Raw genomic sequence first — 17,990 nt, 5'->3', positions numbered from 1 at the left:
GTGTCGACGACTTGCTTCTTATTCGGTCCGGGACAGGCTACGCGAATAACGGCGAAATGCATCTTGTCCTAGGATTGTTTTTTCTGCCAACGTCACCCTCAAGGTGTAGCGTTGTGCAGCACTTCAGGACACACAATCAGATGTCGCGCTACCGCCTTGCGCAGGGTACCGGGCAAGCGCAAAATGCCGGCCGCGGGCAGAGGTTCACCACCAATTCGGGAGCGAACCATGAACGATATGACCCTCACGAATCTGAAGGCAGGAAAGACGGCGGTTAGCGCAGCGGCGATCGAAGCGCTGGCGGCGCAATTGAGTGGCACCGTGCTGGATGCGAGCGATGCGTCCTATGACGAGGTGCGCGCGATCTGGAACGCGATGATCGACCGCAGGCCCGCCCTGATCGTGCGATGCGCGGACGCTGCCGACGTTGTCAACGCGGTGCGATTTGCGCGCGACAACCAGTTGCTCGTGGCAGTGCGTGGCGGCGGGCACAACATTGCCGGCAACGCCGTCTGTGACGGTGGGCTGATGATCGATCTGTCGCAGATGAAATCGGTGCGGGTGGATGCGGGCGCGAAACGGGCGTGGGTGGCGCCGGGGGCGACGCTGGCCGATGTCGACAAGGAGACACAATCTTACGGACTGGCGTTGCCGACCGGGATCAACTCCACGACCGGCATTGCCGGGCTCACGCTTGGCGGTGGATTCGGCTGGATCACGCGCAAGTTTGGCCTGACGATCGACAACCTCGTGTCGGCGGACGTCGTGACGGCGAACGGCGAGTTGGCGCGCGCAAGCGCGACCGAAAACCCCGACCTGTTCTGGGCGCTTCGGGGCGGCGGCGGTAATTTTGGCGTCGTCACGTCTTTCGAATTCAATCTTCACGAACTCGGGCCACAGGTCATCGCGGGGTTCGTCGTGCATCCGTTCGACGACGCGCAGACGGTTCTCGAGCAATACCGGAAGGTTCTCGAAACGGCCCCGGACGAGCTGACCTGCTGGGCGGTGATGCGACAGGCGCCGCCGCTGCCGTTTCTTCCGGTGGAGTGGCATGGCAAGGAGATTTTGATTCTCGCCATGTGCTATTGCGGCGATCTCGCGGCTGGTGACAAGGCGACAGCCAAGCTGCGTTCGATTGGCACGCCGATCGCCGACGTTGTCGGCCCCAATCCCTTTGCCGGCTGGCAGCAGGCACTCGATCCCCTGTTGACTCCCGGCGCCCGCAATTACTGGAAGAGCCTCGATTTCACGAAGCTCTCCGACGCGACGATCGGAATCCTGATCGATGCGGTTCGCGAACTACCCGGACCGGAATGCGAAATCTTTATCGGGCATGTCGGCGGAGCAGCCGGCCGTATCGCCGCTGACGAAACCGCTTTTCCGCAGCGAAGTTCACATTTCGTCATGAACGTGCACGCACGCTGGCGCGAACCGGATATGGACTGGGCGTGTATCGGCTGGGCACGCCATATCTTCGAAACTGCCAAGCCTTTCGCCGCTCAAACCGCCTACATCAACTTCATGCCGGAAGACGAGAACGACCGCGTTGAAGCAGCCTATGGCGGCAACTATCGGCGGCTTGCCGAGGTCAAACGGCGCTACGATCCGGACAACCTCTTCCGCATGAACCAGAACGTGAAACCGAAATAGGGACTAAACGCTGGTCGCGCGCGGAATCCGTTGAGTGCGAAATTCCCGTGCGGCCGGCGGATCGGTCAAGACGGTAGCGCAGCGCCGCGATCAAACAAGGCTTGCTCCTCGCAGAGCGTGGTCTCCAAACTTTGCGATAAATCAACAGCTCAGCCTTCAACGCTCCCTACAATGCCGCCAATGGTCGCGGCCTGCATCCACGGAGCAACTCACCACCCTGTTGTCGTTCACGCCCGCAAGCCGGAGCGGGTCTCCCGTCAATCGCCTGCAGAGCGATGTCGAAAGACGCCTTGAAGCAAGTCGTTTGTCACGGAGGGTGGTAGCATATGTCGAAGCTTGACTATTCAACGGACGGCGCCGGGCCGTTCGCAAAAGCGATGCGCGCGAAGCGCTGCCGGTTCGCCCTGCTCGGGCTGGGTTTTCTGGCCCTGCCGGCCTTTCTCGGCTCGCAGAACGCGGCGGCTCAGGATGCGAGGAAGCCCAACATCGTCATCATCTGGGGCGACGATATTGGCCAGTCGAATGTCAGCGCCTACACGAACGGGCTGATGGGATACCGCACGCCCAACATCGACTCGATTGCCCAGCAAGGTGTGATCTTCACCGACTATTACGGCGAGCAGAGCTGCACTGCGGGACGCGCGGCCTTCATCACGGGCCAGAGCGTGTTCCGCACGGGCCTCAGCAAGGTCGGGCTTCCGGGGGCCGATCTTGGCCTGCGGAAAGAAGATCCGACATTGGCCGAACTCCTGAAGCCACAGGGCTACGCGACCGGGCAATTCGGCAAGAACCACCTCGGCGACAAGGACGAGATGCTGCCGACGGCTCATGGGTTCGATGAATTCTACGGCAACCTGTATCATCTCAATGCCGAGGAAGAACCCGAGCTTCCCGACTATCCGAAAGCCAACGATCCGGAATTCCCGAACTTCCGCAAGAATTTCGGTCCGCGCGGGGTCATCCACAGCTTCGCCAATCCCGACGGCACGCAGCGCATCGAGGACACCGGCCCGCTGACGAGAAAGCGGATGGAAACCATCGACGACGACATCGCCGCGCGGTCAGCCGAGTTTCTCGAAAAGCAGGTGAAGGCCAACAAGCCCGTGTTTCTCTGGGTGAACTTCACCCACATGCATTTCCGCACTCATACCAAGCCCGAGAGCCTCGGCCAGGCGGGGCGCTGGTTGGGGCCTTATGCCGATACGATGATCGACCACGACAAGAACGTCGGGACAGTGCTGGCCAAGATTAAGGAACTCGGCATCGAGGACAACACCTTCGTCATGTATTCGACCGATAACGGTCCACACATGAATTCGTGGCCGGATGGGGCCATGACGCCATTCCGCAATGAGAAGAACTCGAACTGGGAGGGCGCCTACCGGGTGCCGGCCATGGTCCGGTGGCCGGGCAGGATCAAGCCGGGCAGCGTCTCGAACGGGATCATCTCCCATCTCGACTGGATACCGACTCTGCTTGCGGCGGCGGGCGCGCCGGACATCAAGGAGAAGCTGCTGAGCGGCTACAAGATCGGCAACATGACCTACAAGGTGCATCTCGACGGATACAACCAGCTTGCCTATCTGACCGGCGGCGACGACAAGAGCGCGCGCAAGGACTTCTTCTATTTCTCCGACGACGGCGATCTGACCGGCCTGCGCTACGACAACTGGAAATTCGTGTTCCTGGAACAAAGGGCGGAGGGAACGCTCCAGGTGTGGCGCGAGCCGTTTACGCGCCTGCGGGTGCCGCTGATCTTCAATCTCCGGCTCGATCCCTACGAGCGGGCCCAGATCACGTCCAACACCTATAACGATTGGATGCTGGACCATGCTTTCATGCTGGTTCCAGCGCAGGCTTATGTCGGCCGGTTCCTTGCAACGTTCAAGGACTATCCGCCGCGCCAGAAGGCTGCGAGCTTCTCGATCGATCAGGTGATGGAGCAGTTGCAGAAGCCGACCGGCGACTGATCGCTTTCAAGACCGGGGGTCGACACGTAACGTCGACCCCATCGGGCTTTCCTTAAACCTGCCTTAGACCTTGGGCTCGGCCGCCTGCGGGCGCGGACCGGCGCTGGCACCGCTCGCGGGCCGACGCGGGCCTCCTGCGGCGAAGCGGGGCTTCGGCTTGGGAGCCGCGATCAGTCCCTCGCGAATGGCCTGCTTGCGGGCCGCTTTACGGGCGCGGCGGACCGCTTCCGCCTTCTCGCGCGTCTTGCGTTCGGACGGCTTTTCATAGGCCTTGCGCTGTTTCATCTCGCGGAAGACGCCTTCGCGCTGCATCTTCTTCTTGAGGACCCGGAGAGCCTGGTCGACGTTGTTGTCGCGAACTAATACCTGCAAAGCTGTATCCAATCTCATGGTTGCCGACGCATGGTGGCGAACGCCACTGTAAACCGCGCCGGTTTGTGAAGCTGTGTCCGCCCTCCTTCGTGAAGGCGGAGCATCGTTGGGTTTCGTCGGTTGGCACTGCATCCATCGAGCTTGGCTCAAGAAGCTGAGCGTCAGCGCAAGCGAGGGCGTGATGAAGGTGCCGAAAGTGAAATTGCCCGTTAGGTCAGGCGGTCTTCATGGGGTGTGCAGAGACCTTAGTCAATTCCAACGACCTGAATAAGGCAGGCTCCGGGTATGGATCGATGACAGGCCAGACCATTTCCGCAGCGGAAGCACGTCAGTCGGCGGAGGGAAGTTTTCCGTTGGCGGCAGACTGTATCTCCGACTCACCCACCGCGCGCTCGCTCGAATTGCTGACATCCTTGATGCGGTAACCCACCTCGCCGTTGCTCTCCGGCATCAGGCGCACCACTTCATACACGCCGTTCGTACGATCGTGAAAGCGTGAGCCGCTCGCACGGACGAGTTGGCCAAGGTTGAATTTGTGAAGCATCGCGATGTTCTCTCGATCAGGTCAGTTTAAGGAAATGCGTCTGGGCGTGATGTGGGTTTTGATCGGAAGCACGTGCTCGACCTCCGAATCCATTCGTTGGTTGATGATCTCAGCCAGGATCAGCGTATCGTGAGCCTCCATCGGGCTCATCGGATAAAGCTGATACTGGCCCCGGCTCTCCACCACGACTGCATCGCGACCGAAGCGCAAAACGCAATTCCTCTGGCGCATCAGCCATTTAGGCACACGGTCGCCTGCTTCGAATGTCCAAGCTTTCTCGGTCATCGGACCCTCCGCCTCGCTAATACCAGCCGACCGGCAGTGTATTACCGGCGGCGAAACTGGGGGCGGCGCGCGGCAGGGCGAGGACCACCGGAGCCAGCGTCCTTGTGGCGGAAAATGAGGCGGCCCTTATCGAGGTCATAAGGCGACATCTCGACGGTGACGTGATCGCCGGCCAGCGTCTTGATACGGTTCTTCTTCATCTTGCCGGCTGTATAGGCCACGATCTCGTGTCCGCTCTCCAGCCTTACGCGAAAGCGAGCATCAGGCAGGATCTCGGTGACTTCACCTTCGAAGGTGATCAGTTCTTCCTTGGCCATTTGAAGCTCTCCATGGTGATTGAAAATGGTGACTGAAAACAAAAAAAGCCGCCCCGCGACGGAACGGCTTTGAGAGACAGCCCGAAAAAACGGGCTGTCAGATCTCAATGAGATTAGGCGGTTTGGATGTTGCCAACCGCGATCTTGCCGGTCCGGCGGTCTTCCTGGGTGTCGAAGGCAACCTTCTGGCCCTCGACGAGGCCGCGCATGCCAGCGCGCTCGAGCGCGGTGGCGTGAACGAACACATCCTTGCTGCCATCGTCAGGCTGAATGAAGCCGAAGCCTTTTTGATCGTTGTAGAATTTCACAGTGCCCGTGATCATCGGGAAGTCCTTTCAGGTTTCAGTATGCGCATGCGCGCTTCCCCACAACGAAGCGGGGCCGCGCCTCTTGTCGAAGTTTGGAGAGAAAGTCGGAGCATGCGCCTGAAAGTAAAAGGCGAAGCAGACCAGTTGTCCGGCCAAAGTCGATACGGTGATATAGGGGCGACTTAAGGCAATTGCAAGGCAAGCCCCTCGGAAACCCTTATTATCATGGCAACTGTCAATGCGCCCAAGGGGCAACTCAGCCGTAGCGGGCCCCATGAGCTGCAATTTCAGCGTCAGGGAGCCCTCACCCACCGATGAGGCCGCTTACGAGGTCGGGCTTGCGTCCTCGCGCACCGGGCCCTTGGGCTGCGGCTGCTTGCGGGCGCGATTCTTCGAGAGGGCGAGCGGCACGAGGCTGGCGTGGACCGGGTTGGGATAATGCTCGAGGGTGGAGCCTGTCGAGGCATCCACCGCCATGCCGACGAGACCGCCCACGAGCACGTTGCCTGCAAAACCGGCGGCGCCGCCGCCCGCGACACGCGTCTGCACCGCAACGTCCTGGCTGTGATAGCCAGGTTGAGAGAACGTCGCGACGAATTCCGCCTTACGGCCGATTTCGAGCGTGCACGGCGTCGTCGGGCAGGTCAGCCCGGTCGAGGTCCGCATCGCCGCCGGCGGCTCGGAGGTGAAGGTCACCTGCGCCGTGGTTCCGCGCGTCACCGTCGCGCAGGCTCCAAGCGAGAGTGAGGCCAAGATCATGGTGCAGGTCGCGACGCGCATGGTGGTCCCCCGAAGAGTTGTTTTTGCTCTGAAATAACGCTTCAGGTAAAGTCGATAGAGCCGATCTGGCAAGGGCCTCCCGCTTCGATTTCGCGGATCTCCCACAAGACTCACGCCTCGGTCGCGGGCCGCGTCACGACGACGGCGAGGAGATGACCTGCAATCGCGCCGAATACCTGCCGTCGACGCAGAGTCTCAGCGTGCCGCCAGCCCAGATGTCCGGCACAGCACCACGCGCCAGCCGTCGGGATCCTCATAGGTGAGGCTCTTGTCGATCCAGTAAGGATTTTCCGGCGCGACCGGGCGGGCGCCGAGGGCCTCGATGCGCTTTCGCAGCGCCTCGAAGCTCCCCTCTTCCGGCACATAGAGCACGAGCAGGTTGTCATGGCTTGGCGCGGGACAAGGGCTTCCATCCCGATGGCGCGTGAATTCGAGATGATAGGCGTGACCGGGCAAGCCCAGCATCACGCCGTCATAGCCCGCGTGGTCTTCGAAGCGCGCGATGACGGGCAGGCCGAGGCCATCACGATAGAAGCGCACGACCTCGTCGAGCTTGTCGGTGGGGCGCGCGACACGCACCTGCGCAACGGCGACCCCATCCGGGAAGGGCAAGGAGGATGCGTCGGTCATGGAAGGCTCCCTTTCTCAAGAGGGGCGATGGCGTCGCGGGTCGTCTGTGCCTATTGCCGCCAATGAATCATCAGCAGGCGATTGGCGAGCGCTATGACGGCAAGCGCCAGCGCAAGACGCGGTGCTCCTAGCGCGAGAAGCGCGGCGCAGCCGGCTCCGACCACCGCCACCTCCAGAAGCACATGCGCGATCCCGTGCAACTCGTAGCGCGAACCCGGCGCGCCGAAGAGAGCCCAGAGGGTGCCGACCGCAAGGGGCGCGGCAAGGGCGAGAATCCACCGCCCGACGGGGTTCGCAAGCGCAGCGTGCCCCCAGACGCCCGTCGCCACGAGGATCGCGAGCTCCACAAGGAGGCGCAGCAGCAGATTGGACTCACGGATCATGGCCCCTCCCTTGCGATTCGGCTGAGTATCTCTCCTGCGGCCTCGCCTACACCGCCTGACCCGCGCTCCAGCCGGACGACCAGGCCCATTGGAAATTATAGCCGCCGAGCCAGCCGGTGACGTCTACCACCTCGCCGATGAAGAAAAGGCCGGGCACGGATTTGGCTTCCATGGTTTTCGAGTCGAGTTCACGGGTGTCGACGCCACCGAGCGTGACTTCCGCCGTGCGGTACCCCTCCGACCCGGCAGGCTTGAAGCGCCATTGGTTGATCGCCTCGTCGATGCGCCGCAGGGTCTTGTCGGAGAGATCGGCGAGATTGCCGGTGACGTTCTCCGTCTCGGCCACCACTTGCGCCAGCCGCTTGGGCAGAAGAGCCGAGAGTGCGGTGTGCAGGGCCTGCCGCCCGTTCTGTGCGCGCGCGGCGCGCAGCGCTTCGAAGACATCGGTTCCCGGCAGCATGGTGAGCGTGATCTCAGCGCCCTCGCGCCAATAGGAGGAGATCTGCAGGATCGCAGGTCCGCTCAAGCCTCGATGCGTGAACAGCATCGCCTCCGGAAACCGCGTCTTGCCGCAGGCTGCCACCGCATCGACTGCAACGCCCGCGAGCGGCTTCAGCCGCTCCAGCATGTTCGGCTCAAGCGTGAGGGGCACAAGCGCCGGGCGTGTTTCGGTGACGCTCACTCCAAACTGCGCGGCAACGTCGTAGCCGAAGCCGGTCGCGCCCATCTTCGGGATCGACTTGCCGCCCGTGGCGATGACGAGCGACCGGCATTGCGCCTCCCCGTTCGACAGACGGAGGCGGAAGCCGTCCGGCGTCTTTTCCACCTGCTCGACCGAGGTGCGCAGGCTCAGCTCGACGCCGTGGCGCTTCATCTCGGTCAGCAGCAGATCGACGATCTGCCGGGAGGAGCCGTCGCAGAAGAGCTGCCCCAGGGTCTTCTCATGATAGGCGATCCGGTAGCTCTCGACGAGGGCAATGAAATCCCGCTGCGTATAGCGCCGCAGGGCCGAAATGCAGAAGCTCGGATTGCCTGAAATGTAGTTGGCCGGTGCGGCGTGGAGGTTGGTGAAATTGCAGCGCCCGCCGCCGGAAATGCGGATCTTCTCCCCCGGCGCGGCGGCATGATCGAGGATCAGCACGGAACGCCCGCGCTTTCCCGCCTCGATGGCGCACATCATTCCGGCCGCGCCTGCGCCGATCACCACGACATCGAACTGATCCAAGGGAGGCCTTTCAGCAAAATGACGGGGCACAGCGGGAAGCGGGAGGTTGGAACCTGCTGGGTAGCCCAAGGGTTGCACGCGGCGCAACCCCGCCGCTCCATGAACGCTGAAAACGCCCACCTATCCCAAAGGGTAGGTGCAAAGGTGCCCCTGTTCAGCGGAAATAGCCTGGTCTGCGCGTTACGCCCAACGTTTCATGAGGGGAACCCGATGCTCTCAGCAGGTCACGTGGCTCATCCCGCCACATGGCAGACCAAGCCGCCCGTCGATTTTCAAGTCACCCGCAACGATGGAGCTTATTGGACGATCCGCGCCGTCTCCGAGAAAGCGAAGGCCACCGCCCTGCGGGAATTCGGGTTGGACGCGAAAACACAGAAGGATCCCTGCATCGTCGTTGGATATGTGAAGTCCAACGCCCTCCTTCTCTCTCTCCGATCGAGGGGATTTTCCATTCTGTATCTGGGACCGGCGGGGCCGATCAGCCTGTAGAGCACACTCCCACGGGTCACGGCCCCTGAAGGCTCGCCCAGATTCCTTCGAGCATCTCCGGGCGCAGCACATAGCCGGACGCAGCGCGAATGATGGCGTGTTTCCCGGCCGGTGCTTCAGCGTTCATGGCCCAATGCACGGCCTCGCGCAGCGACGCGAATTCCTTGGCGTCGCTCCAATCGCGCAACGGCTCTTCGGGGTGCGCGCCGACGGTCTCGAAAAGCAGCGAGGCCGGGGCTTTCAGATCCGCTTCAGTCAGCATGATGAGCCCTCCGCCAAGGCAACGGGAGAAACCGTGCCGCGTTCCGCGAAGAGGTTCGAGAGCGAGCCTCAAGCCTTCTGCGCTTCGATCAGAATGCTCAGCAACCGCCCTTCCATCAGATTGAGGATGAGATTCTCGCGCCGTTTCAGGAAGTCGTTCCCCATCACGATCTGATTGGCTGTCGGGCGCTCCGAGGGAAACGTCAGGCCCGCCGGCGCGGGCGCGGCGATGAAACGCTGGCTTTCATCGATCAAATTGAGAACACGAAAGCCGGTTTTGGCGAGGATCTGCCGCAAGACTTGCGGCGGGACGAGGAAGTTCGCGGCGGGGACGCTGGCCCAAGGCAGGGGAAAGCGCGCCGGGCCTACCGGGCCCAGCGCGACCTCACTCCAGACAAGCCGCGCGCCGGGCCTGAGCACGCGATAGATTTCGCGGCAAAGCTGCCCTTTGTCGGGAATGTTCATGGCGACATACAGGCACAGCGCCGCGTCGAAACTGTCGTTCGGAAACGGCATCGCGAGCGCGTCAGCCTCATGAAAATTGATGCGGTTCTCCAAGCCGCAGCGGCGGGTCAAATCTCGCGCCGTCACGACGAATTCCGGCGTCACATCGATTCCCGTCACCAACACGTCATGGGTCATCGCGATGTAGCGCGCAGGCCCGCCGATGCCGCTTCCGACATCGAGGACGTGCATGCCGCTCCTGAGGTGGAGGCGCGCCACATGTTCGCGCGTCGCGACGATTTCCCGTCCGTGGAGCTGATCGAACTGGTAGAGCATTTCAGCGCTTAACGGCTCGGCCGGCCGGCCGACTTGCGCCACCGCCGTGAGAACCCGCTCAACGATGTCGGGGCTGGCATAGTGTTCCTGGATGTCGTCCCGCCTTCGCGGCATTGCACTGAGCCCCCGATTGCGAGCTGAGCCTAACACGCGCCCATGGCTGCGGCATTCTGCAGCGCGATACTCTTCCGTGGTCCCCCGTCCGGAGTGCAGCCTTTGGGCGACGCCCGCGGTGGAGAGACCATGCGGTGGCCTTGAATCCAGAAATGCGACGTCTATAGGTTTATGTTACGACATAACGTCAAGCATTTCACGAAGGATCAGAGACCGATGGCGGCGGGCGAGACGATTTTCACCTGGGAAGGCATCAGCCTTCCATCGTATTGGGGTGGCCGCTTTGCGTCCTCCGGCGGTCAGGCCGCCTTCGATCAGATCAAGGCGACTGGCGCCAACACGATCTCGCTCATTCCGAATTTCTTCATGGCGAATGAGCGCAGCAACACCATGCAGCTCAACCCGGGCGAGAGCGACACCTTCTCCCAGGTCAAAGCAGCCATTCAAGACGGCGTCGCGCGTGGCCTGAATGTCGTGCTCAAACCCCATGTCGAAACCGACAACCGCGTCTGGCGGGCGCTGATCGAGCCGACGAACCCCGACCTGTGGTTCGCGAATTACAAGGCGATGATGGTGCAATACGCCAAGGTCGCGCAGGAAGCGGGGGCGGCGATGATCTGCGTCGGCACCGAGATGAAAAGCATGAGCGGTGCGCAATACACCGCCAAATGGGTCGACATCATCAATGCGGTCCGCAGCGTCTTCTCCGGCAAGGTGACCTACGCGGCAACCGATGAGGAAGCGAAAGTCGTCCAGTTCTGGGACAAGGTCGATTATATCGGCGTCGATGCCTATTTCAGCATGACCGACAGCAACAACCCGACGGTCGATGAGCTGGTCGCGTCCTGGATCGGAAAGCCCACGACCGGAAGCAGTCGAGAGATCTACGGCGATACTTCCGTCATCGACACCTGGAAGAATCTCTCCGAGCAATGGGGCAGGAAGGTCATTTTCACCGAGATCGGCTACGGCAGCTATGACGGGGTCAATAAGAGCCCAGGCTGGCTCGTCGGCAATACGGCGGACAACCAGGAGCAGAAGGATTGCTACGAGGCGCTGTTCAAGGTCATGACCACCTATGGCGGTCAATGGCTCGACGGCGCTCTCCTCTGGAGCTACCAGGCCTTTGCCCATCCTGGTCCCGATGGCGGCTTGCCCGACACGGACTTCACCCCGCAGGACAAGCCCGCGAACGCGGTGATCACCGCGGGCTATTCGAGCCCGGCCCACGTCGCGGGGCTTGTCCGCACGGGCACGGAGGCCGCCGACAAGCTCGATGGCGGCTATCATAATGACACCCTGAACGGCGGAGGCGGAAACGATACTCTGTGGGGCGGCGCGGGCGACGATCGCCTCGACGGCGGGGTCGGCGCCGACCGGATGGAAGGCAAATCGGGGAACGACGTCTATATCGTCGATAATCCCGGCGACCGCGTGATCGAGACCTCCGCCGATGACGGCATCGACACAGTCATTACATCCGTGAACTTTGCACTCAGCGCCTTTGTCGAGAATCTCATCGCCGCAGGCAACGCCCCGCTCGTCCTGACCGGAAATGGTCTCAACAACGCCATCACCGGGAACGATGGCGCCAACGTGATCGATGGCGGCGCGGGCGACGATACCATGTCGGGCGGCGCGGGCGACGACATCTATCATGTCGATTCCACCGGCGACGTCATCCGCGACACCTCCGGCATCGACACTGTCGTGACGAGCGTCAGCTTCACGCTGTCGGCGGACCTCGAGAACCTCGCCGCGACCGGCGACGCGGCTTTGTCCCTCACTGGAAATGCCCTCGCCAACAAGATCACCGGGAATGCGGGAAAGAACGTGCTGACCGGCGGCAAGGGGAAGGATGTCTTCGTGTTCGACACCAAGCCGAACGCGAAAACCAATGTCGACAAGATCACCGACTATGTCGTGAAGGACGACAGCATCTGGCTCGACAACGCGGTGTTCAAGAAACTCGGGAAAGGCACCGCGGACAGGCCGATGAAACTCGACAAGCGGTTCTTCACGATCGGCGAGAAGGCGCAGGATAAGAACGATTATCTGGTCTACAACCAGAAAAAGGGAATCCTGTATTATGATGCCGATGGTTCCGGCGCCGGCAAGGCGATGGAAATTGTCGCGTTGAAGAAGGGACTGAAAATGACAGCCGGCGAGTTCTTCGTGATTTGATGCGCCATCCGGAGACTTCGTCGTGCGCGAAAATATGACGCTTCCGCGAGAATCCGATCATGTTTGCTTGAAACATGGTCGGACTCTAAGCTCTTAAGCTTCATTTTATCAGAAACCCGGATTCCACTTTTCTCATTCAGCTCGAAACCCGCAGCCGCGCGGTCGTACCGGTGCCGAAAGACCGGGGGCGTCAAATCCGATTGATGTTATAATATGCAATTAAATCAGCTAAAGTATTGCGAATCGCAATGACAAGCGATCAGCACTCTCGCGACGCGCTCCTGCCTTTATCTCAAAGAAAGGTCCCGCGTTCCGATCGCTGTCGCGCGACGACGCATCAAGCCTTGACGAACGGCCGACAACTGGAGTCCTGTCTAAGCATGACCAAGATCACCGCAGCCAAACTCTTTGTTCCGGCCGTTATCCTCGCGACCCTATCGGGCTCGCCCGTGCTCGCGCAGGAATCCCCCAACTCCAAGGCGATGGTGTTGACCGTGCGCCCCTCCGGCTATGAGGCTTCGGGCACGGATGCGCAGGCGCGACAGCAGCGCCTGCTCCAGCGCATGGAGCAGAGCGACTATATGGTCCGCTCGATCTGCTCCCAATGCGGCGACAACTGGAAGCATCAGACTTACGCCCCGTTCAATCCGCTCGCTTCCTTAAGCGCGAGAAACAAAATTGCGGAAGAAATGACGCCGTAGGCGAATTCCTCCGACACGCCGACTCCCTGATCATCAGTTTCTCAATTTTTGCTCCGCATATTGAGAAGCTGCGCCATTTCCTCTATGTCTGGAGAGGACGAGGACGACCTCGTTTTTCCCGACAATCGGTGGGGACGGCCCTGCCTGTGACGGAGGTCCTGTCATGGCATGGATTTATCTCGCGCTCGCCGGCCTTTTTGAAATCGGCTGGGCCATTGGGCTGAAATACACCGAAGGCTTCACCCGGCTCGTTCCTTCCGTGTTGACCGTGATCAGCATGATCGTGAGCGTCGTGCTGCTCGGAATTGCCCTGAAGACGCTTCCCGTCGGCACGGGCTATGCGGTCTGGACCGGCATCGGAACGGTCGGGACAGCGCTTCTCGGCATCTATCTTCTCGGTGAGCCAGCAACCGCCATCCGGCTCGCCTGCATCGGCTTGATCGTCGTCGGAATTCTCGGGCTGAAAGTAGCCTCGAATTGACCGCACAAATTTCTTCGGACCGTTGGATGATCCGCCAAGGCTCCTCCCTACCGCCCCCCTCTTCGGCCCACTGGCTCAAGGCCTTCGTCGCCGTGGTGTGCCTGGCCATCGTCATGCTCGAGGGCTGGCGCGACTGGAGCGAACGGAGAAATGAGATTGCGCGAAACGAGACAAGCATGGCCAATCTCGCACGGTCCCTCGTGCAGCATGCGGACGACACGTTCGAGCTGGCGGACGCAGTGCTCGTCGACATCGTCGATCGCGTCGAGACCTCCGGCATCACGCCGGTCGCCAGCGATCGCACGCACCGCTTTCTCTCCGAGAGAATCAAGACGCTTCCGCACCTGAAGGCCCTGGCAGTCTATGACACGCATGGACGCACCGCTGCGACTTCCTCGGGACATACCCCTCCCGATTCGAGCATCGCCGGTCATGTTTTTTTTCAACATCACAGTCGCTCGGCCGATGACGACTGGTTCTTCGGTCCGCTGATCCGCGATCCTGCCGATGGCCGATGGGTCCTGACTCTCTCGCGACGGCTCGACAAGCCTGAGGGCGAATTCGGCGGTGTCGCCGTGGTTAGTATCGACCCGGGCTATTTTTCCGACTTTCATTCCCGCTTCAATGTGGGATCGGAGGGTTCGATCGCCCTTTTCACGATCGACGGCACGCTGGTGTCGCGCTATCCGCATATCGAAAATGCGACAGGAAAATCGGGCGCATCCGACCCGCTCTTCACGAGCTATCTGCCGCGCGCATCGGCCGGATCCTACACCTACAAATCCTCCATCGACGGCGTTGACCGCCTCAGCGGCTATCAGCGCAGCGAAAAGTTTCCCGTCGTGACGCTAGCAGCCGTCGGCCTCGTGGAGTCCCTCGAACGTTGGGACCGGGACTTCTCCTTCCGCGCCTTTGGCGTGTTACTGCTCGTCTCGACGATCGGCTCTCTCGGCTGGAGTCTCGTTGCACAGCTGCGGCGACGCGAGAAGGCGGAAGCCGAACTCGCAGAACTGGCCGCAACGGACGGCCTGACGGGTCTCGCCAATCGCCGCGTCTTCGACAGAGAGCTCGCGGCGGAATTCCAGCGTGCCTCGCGCAGTGGCATGCCGCTTTCCCTGCTTCTGATCGATGTCGACCGGTTCAAATCCTTCAATGACGCCTATGGCCATCAGGCCGGAGACGAGTGCTTGCAAACGCTGTCAGAGGTCATCGTGCAAGCCGTGAGGCGGCCGAGCGATCTCGTTGCCCGCTATGGTGGCGAGGAACTCGTGGTGCTTCTGCCGGGAACGGACGAGGCAGGAGCCGTGGATGTCGCCGAGACGATCCGCGCCCGCGTCGAAGCGCTCGCCATGCGCCATGAAGCCAACGCGCCCTCGCGCGTGTTGACCATCAGCATCGGCAGCGCCACGTTCATGCCGGGCATTCCCGAGGTCTACGCCGAACCCAAGGTGCTGGTGGCGATGGCGGACCGTGCGCTCTACCAGGCGAAGGTCGAAGGCCGGAACCGGATCGCGGTCTGCGAAGCGGCTTGACGTTTTCAGCGGCGAGACGTCATCCGCTCGCCGCCGAGAATTGTTGCGATCAATAAACGCATTCCTTGAACGCGGGCAGGACCGAGCCCTTCCACGGGCCGTCGTACCGTTCGAGAAGACGCTCGGCCATCGTGCGGCCCGAGGTCACGATCTCGTCCGCGTAGTCGAGATGGCGCGTCTCGTCCTGGCCTGCCGCGTCGAGATAAGCACGGCGTGCGAGGCCCGCTCGCGAGAGAGCGAGTGCATCGCGCGCGACGTCCTGTGCGGAGCGTCCGGCGATGCGCGCTTTAAGGGCCAGTTTCGGCACATCCGCGCGAAGGCTCTCGCGCTCTTCCGCGCTCCAGTTCTTCACCAGCTCCCACGCTCCGTCGAGCGCGGCTTCGTCATAGAGAAGCCCGGCCCAGAAAGCGGAGAGCGCCGTGATGTGCTCCTGCCCGCCGACATCCGCGCCGCGCATCTCGAGGTAGCGCTTCAGCCGCACTTCCGGAAACAGCGTCGAAACGTGGTTCGCCCAGTCGGAGCGTGTGGCGCGTTCGCCCGGCAACTGCGCGAGCTTTCCGGCGAACAGATCCCGGAACGAAGCGCCGGCCACATCATGATAAGTCGCATCGCGCTTGACGAAATACATCGGCACGTCGAGCGCCCAATCCACATAGCGCTCGTAGCCGAAGCCGTCCTCGAACGCGAAGGCCATCATGCCGGTGCGGTCGCGGTCGGTGTCGCGCCAGATCTGCGAGCGCATCGACAGGTAGCCGTTGGGTTTGCCGTCGGTGAAGGGCGAGTTGGCGAAGATCGCCGTGGCGATGGGTTGAAGCGCGAGGGACACCCGCATTTTCTTCACCATGTCAGCCTCGGAGGCATAATCCATGTTCACCTGCACGGTCGCCGTGCGGTACATCATGTCGAGGCCCAACGTGCCGACCTTTGGCATGTAATTGGTCATGATGCGATAACGCGCCTTCGGCATCACCGGCGTCTCGGCGCGCGTCCAGAGCGGGCTCATGCCGAGCGTCAGAAAGCCGATGCCGAGCTTTTCGCCGATCACCTTCACCTGCGCCAGATGCCGCGCCGTTTCCTCATCGGTTTCGTGCAGCGTTTTCACCGGCGCGCCGGACAACTCGAACTGCCCGCCCGGCTCCAGGGAAATCGCGCCGCCGCCGATCTCGTCGGCGAGCCCGATGGAATGGCTGTTCTCGATGATCGGGTCCCAACCGGTCAGCCTCTGCAGGCCGTCCAGGAGTGCGCGGATGCCCCGCTCGCCCTCGTAGGGCACGGGCGACGCATCTGCTGTGTAGAAGGGGACTTTCTCGTGTTCCGTGCCAAGCCGCCAAGCCTCGCGCGGCTTCTCGCCGGACGCGATCCATTCCACGAGCTCAGCCCGCGCTCCGATGACAGCCGCATCGGATACGTCGCGCGCCATGTATCACCTCATCAAAAAAGCGCGTTCAAGGCGCGCCGACTTTAGGTCGGGTGTAGATAGGCGGGTTAAGGCCAAGCTGCAATGAGCGACAAAGATACAATGATATGATGTGCGCGCATGGGTTTTGTGAAGGGGAAAGCCGGAGCGCGCCCATTTGTCATGGCCCGGCAAGCACGTCGCATCGGGATCAACCCTTCCCGCGCCATGGGCAGCCCCGTCCCGGCCATCTCTATTGGACGGGTGCCTCTCGGAGCGAGATCACCGGGACAAGCCCGGTGATGACGACGTGGGATAGGCACTGTTCCCTAGTGCCGCACCACCGTCTCCCCGACCGTCTCGGCGGAGAGCCAATCCACCACGCCGGCGAGCGCCTCGCGGCTTGAGAGCCCTCTGCCGATGGCTTCCGTGTAGAGGGTCAATTGCTGGTCGGCGCTGGTGCCGCGGGCGACAATCCAGCGGGCGAGATCGAGCTCGCGCTCGCAACCCAGCGCCTGCGCGTCGTGCGCCACGAGGGCGAGGGTTTCGTCGAGGATCTGGCGCACCGGCTTGGCGCTGCGTGAAGCCTCGTCGACGAAACTGCCATGGATGCCGTAGCGCTGGGCCCGCCAGCCGTTTTCATCGTTGATGGCCCGGGACGCGCCGGTTTGACCGGCGTTCAACGTCGGATCGAGGCTCAAGCGCCGCACGAGGCAGCGGTAGAGGGCGGCGATGGCGAGCGTATCGTCCACCCGGGTGCAGCTGTCGGCGACACGCAATTCGAGGGTCGGGTGCTTGAGCGACGGCCGGATGACCCACCAGACATAGCTCGAATTCTCGATGGCGCGGGCCGCGACGAGCGTATCGATATAGCGCTCGTAATCCTTCACATCCTGGAACAGATCCGGCAGGCCGGTGCGGGGCAATTCGCGATAGGCGGCGAGGCGGTAGCCGAGAAGGCCGGTGCGCTGCGCCTGCCAGAACGGCGACGAAGTCGACAGCGCCAGCAGGAGCGGCAGATAGGGCTGGATCCGGTTCATGATGTCGACGCGCAGCGCCAGGTCAGGCACCTCCACATGGACATGCATGCCGCACACCACCGTTCGGCTGCCCACCATCTGAAGATCGTGCATGACCTTGCCGTAACGCGCCTGACCGTTCGCCCGCACGCGAGCCCAGACGGCCAAGGGATGGGTTCCCGACGCTACGATGGAGAGATTGAAGTCACGGGCGATCGCCCCGACCGAGGACCGCAGGCCGGTGAGCTGTGCGCGGGCATCGGCGAAATCCAGGCACGGCTTCGTCGCGATCTCGATCTGAGGTTCAAGCATCTCATGCTGGATGTCTTCCGAGAGATTATCGCGGCAAGATGCAAAGAATTCTTTTACTCTTCCCCTTGCAACGTCACGTTTAGAAACGTCATTCAAAAAGTACTCTTCCTCGATACCGAACTTGAATTCCCCGCTCATTTTTGAGCTCCTCCAATTTATTCTGTCGGCTTTGATTCTTTAACCTCGCATTCCTGCAAGAATACGCGCCAACCTCCCTCCGATTGGGGCGAGATTGGGGCGAATTCGAATGAAACTGC

General features: G+C 61.8%; 20 protein-coding genes. 7 read left to right on the top strand and 13 right to left on the bottom strand.

The window, feature by feature from the left end:
- Positions 1-228 precede the first annotated feature (228 nt).
- Together I2H38_RS00165 and I2H38_RS00160 are read left to right on the top strand one after the other, a co-directional pair.
- Positions 229-1,650: an FAD-binding oxidoreductase gene (locus I2H38_RS00165; RefSeq protein ID WP_196269788.1), complete on the top strand. Its 1,422-nt coding sequence runs from the start codon at positions 229-231 to the stop codon at positions 1,648-1,650.
- Between the two features lie 326 nt (positions 1,651-1,976).
- Positions 1,977-3,620 (top strand): arylsulfatase, encoded by a 1,644-nt coding sequence (locus I2H38_RS00160; protein WP_229426477.1) that lies wholly within the window; start codon positions 1,977-1,979, stop codon positions 3,618-3,620.
- Between the two features lie 63 nt (positions 3,621-3,683).
- On the opposite strand, the gene rpsU is transcribed toward I2H38_RS00160, so the two are convergent.
- From rpsU to I2H38_RS00115, 9 genes are all read right to left on the bottom strand, one after another.
- Positions 3,684-3,992, bottom strand: a complete 309-nt coding sequence (gene rpsU, locus I2H38_RS00155; protein WP_196270553.1) for a 30S ribosomal protein S21 — start codon at positions 3,990-3,992, stop codon at positions 3,684-3,686.
- Positions 3,993-4,320: 328 nt separating this feature from the next.
- Positions 4,321-4,536 (bottom strand): hypothetical protein, encoded by a 216-nt coding sequence (locus I2H38_RS00150; protein ID WP_196269787.1) that lies wholly within the window; start codon positions 4,534-4,536, stop codon positions 4,321-4,323.
- A gap of 21 nt (positions 4,537-4,557) precedes the next feature.
- On the bottom strand, positions 4,558-4,821 hold the full coding sequence (locus I2H38_RS00145; protein ID WP_196269786.1) for a hypothetical protein: 264 nt from the start codon (positions 4,819-4,821) through the stop codon (positions 4,558-4,560).
- Positions 4,822-4,862: 41 nt separating this feature from the next.
- Positions 4,863-5,138 carry a translation initiation factor IF-1 gene (gene infA, locus I2H38_RS00140; protein WP_196269785.1) on the bottom strand — a complete coding sequence of 92 codons (276 nt, stop codon included), beginning with the start codon at positions 5,136-5,138 and terminating at the stop codon, positions 4,863-4,865.
- A 113-nt stretch (positions 5,139-5,251) separates the two neighbouring features.
- Positions 5,252-5,461, bottom strand: a complete 210-nt coding sequence (locus I2H38_RS00135) for a cold-shock protein (protein ID WP_196269784.1) — start codon at positions 5,459-5,461, stop codon at positions 5,252-5,254.
- Between the two features lie 309 nt (positions 5,462-5,770).
- Entirely contained in the window at positions 5,771-6,226 is a 456-nt protein-coding gene (locus tag I2H38_RS00130) for a translation initiation factor 2 (protein WP_196269783.1), read from the bottom strand.
- Between the two features lie 195 nt (positions 6,227-6,421).
- Positions 6,422-6,856 (bottom strand): VOC family protein, encoded by a 435-nt coding sequence (locus I2H38_RS00125; protein WP_196269782.1) that lies wholly within the window; start codon positions 6,854-6,856, stop codon positions 6,422-6,424.
- 50 nt (positions 6,857-6,906) lie between these two features.
- Complete coding sequence (locus I2H38_RS00120; RefSeq protein WP_196269781.1) at positions 6,907-7,239, bottom strand: YrdB family protein; 333 nt, start codon at positions 7,237-7,239, stop codon at positions 6,907-6,909.
- Between the two features lie 46 nt (positions 7,240-7,285).
- Entirely contained in the window at positions 7,286-8,464 is a 1,179-nt protein-coding gene (locus I2H38_RS00115; protein WP_196269780.1) for a BaiN/RdsA family NAD(P)/FAD-dependent oxidoreductase, read from the bottom strand.
- A 210-nt stretch (positions 8,465-8,674) separates the two neighbouring features.
- On the opposite strand from I2H38_RS00115, the gene I2H38_RS00110 reads away from it, so the two are divergent.
- On the top strand, positions 8,675-8,953 hold the full coding sequence (locus I2H38_RS00110; protein WP_196269779.1) for a hypothetical protein: 279 nt from the start codon (positions 8,675-8,677) through the stop codon (positions 8,951-8,953).
- Between the two features lie 16 nt (positions 8,954-8,969).
- Here I2H38_RS00110 and I2H38_RS00105 read toward each other — a convergent pair whose 3' ends face one another.
- Positions 8,970-9,215 (bottom strand): hypothetical protein, encoded by a 246-nt coding sequence (locus I2H38_RS00105; protein ID WP_196269778.1) that lies wholly within the window; start codon positions 9,213-9,215, stop codon positions 8,970-8,972.
- A 68-nt stretch (positions 9,216-9,283) separates the two neighbouring features.
- A complete protein-coding gene (locus tag I2H38_RS00100; RefSeq protein WP_196269777.1) occupies positions 9,284-10,108 on the bottom strand; it encodes a methyltransferase domain-containing protein in 825 nt (274 codons plus the stop codon).
- Positions 10,109-10,324: 216 nt separating this feature from the next.
- Here I2H38_RS00100 and I2H38_RS00095 point away from each other — a divergent pair, with 216 nt between their 5' ends.
- The 4 genes from I2H38_RS00095 (at position 10,325) to I2H38_RS00080 (ending at position 15,006) form a co-directional block, all read left to right on the top strand.
- Positions 10,325-12,292 (top strand): glycoside hydrolase family 113, encoded by a 1,968-nt coding sequence (locus I2H38_RS00095; RefSeq protein ID WP_196269776.1) that lies wholly within the window; start codon positions 10,325-10,327, stop codon positions 12,290-12,292.
- A gap of 380 nt (positions 12,293-12,672) precedes the next feature.
- A complete protein-coding gene (locus tag I2H38_RS00090; protein ID WP_196269775.1) occupies positions 12,673-12,993 on the top strand; it encodes a hypothetical protein in 321 nt (106 codons plus the stop codon).
- 163 nt (positions 12,994-13,156) lie between these two features.
- Positions 13,157-13,474, top strand: a complete 318-nt coding sequence (gene sugE / locus I2H38_RS00085; RefSeq protein ID WP_196269774.1) for a quaternary ammonium compound efflux SMR transporter SugE — start codon at positions 13,157-13,159, stop codon at positions 13,472-13,474.
- Between the two features lie 26 nt (positions 13,475-13,500).
- Positions 13,501-15,006 (top strand): sensor domain-containing diguanylate cyclase, encoded by a 1,506-nt coding sequence (locus I2H38_RS00080; RefSeq protein WP_196269773.1) that lies wholly within the window; start codon positions 13,501-13,503, stop codon positions 15,004-15,006.
- A gap of 49 nt (positions 15,007-15,055) precedes the next feature.
- On the opposite strand, the gene I2H38_RS00075 is transcribed toward I2H38_RS00080, so the two are convergent.
- Complete coding sequence (locus I2H38_RS00075; RefSeq protein WP_196269772.1) at positions 15,056-16,426, bottom strand: glutamate--cysteine ligase; 1,371 nt, start codon at positions 16,424-16,426, stop codon at positions 15,056-15,058.
- Positions 16,427-16,731: 305 nt separating this feature from the next.
- A complete protein-coding gene (locus I2H38_RS00070; RefSeq protein ID WP_196269771.1) occupies positions 16,732-17,871 on the bottom strand; it encodes a carboxylate-amine ligase in 1,140 nt (379 codons plus the stop codon).
- Between the last annotated feature and the right edge of the window lie 119 nt (positions 17,872-17,990).

The sequence above is a fragment of the Microvirga alba genome, assembly GCF_015694465.1.
GTDB classification, from domain to species: domain Bacteria; phylum Pseudomonadota; class Alphaproteobacteria; order Rhizobiales; family Beijerinckiaceae; genus Microvirga; species Microvirga alba.
This window is presented reverse-complemented; position numbering and strand designations above follow the sequence as displayed.

Excerpts from the sequence above, each read along its gene's own strand:
- I2H38_RS00165 (WP_196269788.1), top strand. The coding sequence starts at position 229 with ATGAACGATATGACCCTCACGAATCTGAAGGCAGGAAAGACGGCGGTT.
- I2H38_RS00160 (WP_229426477.1), top strand. The coding sequence starts at position 1,977 with ATGTCGAAGCTTGACTATTCAACGGACGGCGCCGGGCCGTTCGCAAAA.
- I2H38_RS00150 (WP_196269787.1), bottom strand. The coding sequence starts at position 4,536 with ATGCTTCACAAATTCAACCTTGGCCAACTCGTCCGTGCGAGCGGCTCA.
- I2H38_RS00145 (WP_196269786.1), bottom strand. The coding sequence starts at position 4,821 with ATGACCGAGAAAGCTTGGACATTCGAAGCAGGCGACCGTGTGCCTAAA.
- infA (WP_196269785.1), bottom strand. The coding sequence starts at position 5,138 with ATGGCCAAGGAAGAACTGATCACCTTCGAAGGTGAAGTCACCGAGATC.
- I2H38_RS00135 (WP_196269784.1), bottom strand. The coding sequence starts at position 5,461 with ATGATCACGGGCACTGTGAAATTCTACAACGATCAAAAAGGCTTCGGC.
- I2H38_RS00130 (WP_196269783.1), bottom strand. The coding sequence starts at position 6,226 with ATGCGCGTCGCGACCTGCACCATGATCTTGGCCTCACTCTCGCTTGGA.
- I2H38_RS00125 (WP_196269782.1), bottom strand. The coding sequence starts at position 6,856 with ATGACCGACGCATCCTCCTTGCCCTTCCCGGATGGGGTCGCCGTTGCG.
- I2H38_RS00120 (WP_196269781.1), bottom strand. The coding sequence starts at position 7,239 with ATGATCCGTGAGTCCAATCTGCTGCTGCGCCTCCTTGTGGAGCTCGCG.
- I2H38_RS00110 (WP_196269779.1), top strand. The coding sequence starts at position 8,675 with ATGCTCTCAGCAGGTCACGTGGCTCATCCCGCCACATGGCAGACCAAG.
- I2H38_RS00105 (WP_196269778.1), bottom strand. The coding sequence starts at position 9,215 with ATGCTGACTGAAGCGGATCTGAAAGCCCCGGCCTCGCTGCTTTTCGAG.
- I2H38_RS00100 (WP_196269777.1), bottom strand. The coding sequence starts at position 10,108 with ATGCCGCGAAGGCGGGACGACATCCAGGAACACTATGCCAGCCCCGAC.
- I2H38_RS00095 (WP_196269776.1), top strand. The coding sequence starts at position 10,325 with ATGGCGGCGGGCGAGACGATTTTCACCTGGGAAGGCATCAGCCTTCCA.
- I2H38_RS00090 (WP_196269775.1), top strand. The coding sequence starts at position 12,673 with ATGACCAAGATCACCGCAGCCAAACTCTTTGTTCCGGCCGTTATCCTC.
- sugE (WP_196269774.1), top strand. The coding sequence starts at position 13,157 with ATGGCATGGATTTATCTCGCGCTCGCCGGCCTTTTTGAAATCGGCTGG.
- I2H38_RS00080 (WP_196269773.1), top strand. The coding sequence starts at position 13,501 with ATGATCCGCCAAGGCTCCTCCCTACCGCCCCCCTCTTCGGCCCACTGG.
- I2H38_RS00075 (WP_196269772.1), bottom strand. The coding sequence starts at position 16,426 with ATGGCGCGCGACGTATCCGATGCGGCTGTCATCGGAGCGCGGGCTGAG.
- I2H38_RS00070 (WP_196269771.1), bottom strand. The coding sequence starts at position 17,871 with ATGAGCGGGGAATTCAAGTTCGGTATCGAGGAAGAGTACTTTTTGAAT.